Raw genomic sequence first — 1,666 nt, forward strand, 5'->3', positions numbered from 1 at the left:
AGAGCGTTCCACCGGCGTCGCACGCCGGTTATGAATAAAAGAAACAGTAAAGCTAGCCCAAAAGTGGCCAGCGATCGGATATATTATCCCTGTGTCCTGAGAGTAAGACCGACAAGTCAATGGTGCGATTGTGAGCCTGATTTAGAGCGTGGTCGTGGGCATGATGGTTATGACATTGGTGAAGGGGTAATTCCCTATCCCGTTTAGGAGAATATAACATCTCTTCGGCCCACCGATCGGGACACCTAAAAGTTTGAGCGCGAAGGGGAGTCATCTAATGAGCAGACGCCAGACCAACAAACCTGTTGGGGGTGAAATGTCCAATTTCACACAGATTAACCCAAATGCCGCAGGCATAGATATCGGGTCAGAAGAACATTGGGTGTGTGTCCCACCGGATAGAACGCCACAGAATGTGCGTAAATTTGGCTGTTTTACGCCTGACTTAATTGAGATGGCGTCTTGGTTGTTGGAATGTCGAGTAGAGACCATAGCGATGGAATCGACAGGAGTCTATTGGATAAGTGCCTTTCAAATTCTCGAAGAAAGAGGTATCGAAGTCAAACTGGTAAATGCCCATCACGTCAAAACCGTACCGGGCAGAAAAAGCGATGTTCTAGATTGTCAATGGTTGCAACAGCTACATACCTACGGTTTATTGTCCGGTTCCTTTCGCCCTGACGATCAAATTTGCGTTCTTCGCAGTTACATTCGCCACCGCGATAACTTAATCAAAAGTAGTAGCGCCCACATACTGCGGATGCAGAAGGCATTAATTCAAATGAATCTGCAACTGCATAAAGTCATCAGTGACATCACAGGAGTCACAGGGATGGCAATTATCCGCGCCATTGTAGCTGGAGAAAGGAATCCTCAAGTCTTAGCCGAATTGAAAAATTCTCGGATTAAAAGTAGTACCGCAGATATTGCCAAAGCCTTGACAGGAGACTATCGAGCTGAGCATATATTTGTGTTAAAACAAGAGTTACAACTTTACGACATCTATCAAGGACAAATTGCTAGCTGCGATGTCGAGATTGATCGATATTTAGCTAGCTTTGGCCCTCTGGAAAACAATCCCCCACCAGACCCTCCCAAACGCGGTAACAGAAAGCCCAGAGGTCATGAACCCACTTTTAACTTACGCAACCATTTGTATCGGATTAGTGGAGTAGATTTTACCCAAATTCCTGGTTTTGATGCCCTCACAGTACAAACCCTGCTCTCGGAAGTCGGATTAGATGCTGCTCGTTTTCCCACCGTTAAACACTTTTGTTCCTGGTTAGGGTTGTGTCCAGGTTCGAGGATTACCGGCGGTAAAGTCAAAAGTTCTCATACCCGTCAAGTAGTTAATCGGGCTGCCAATGCCTTCCGTTTAGCTGCTCAATCTTTATCTCGCTCTCAATCAGCTTTGGGGGCTTTTTATCGTCGGCTGCGCGCTCGATTGGGCGCCCCTGGGGCCAATACCGCTGCTGCCCACAAGCTAGCCCGCATCTTCTATCACCTTTGGAGTACAAAAACCGCTTATGCTGATGCAGGTGCTGACTATTACGAACAGAAATACCGACAACGGATCGTCTCTAAGCTTACGAAAACTGCGGAGTCTTTTGGGTTTGAGCTAGTTGCTAAAACTCCGCAGTTAGATTGAGTTTCTTAGGAGGACTTT

Annotated in this window: 1 protein-coding gene; it reads left to right on the plus strand. The window is 46.7% G+C overall.

Going from position 1 to position 1,666, the window contains the following annotated elements:
• Positions 1-316 precede the first annotated feature (316 nt).
• Positions 317-1,648 carry an IS110 family transposase gene (locus QUB16_RS33325; protein ID WP_333322674.1) on the plus strand — a complete coding sequence of 444 codons (1,332 nt, stop codon included), beginning with the start codon at positions 317-319 and terminating at the stop codon, positions 1,646-1,648.
• Positions 1,649-1,666 lie beyond the last annotated feature (18 nt).

Origin of the sequence: Microcoleus sp. D3_18a_C4 (genome assembly GCF_036702415.1) — a bacterium.
Taxonomy (GTDB): Bacteria; Cyanobacteriota; Cyanobacteriia; order Cyanobacteriales; family Microcoleaceae; genus Microcoleus.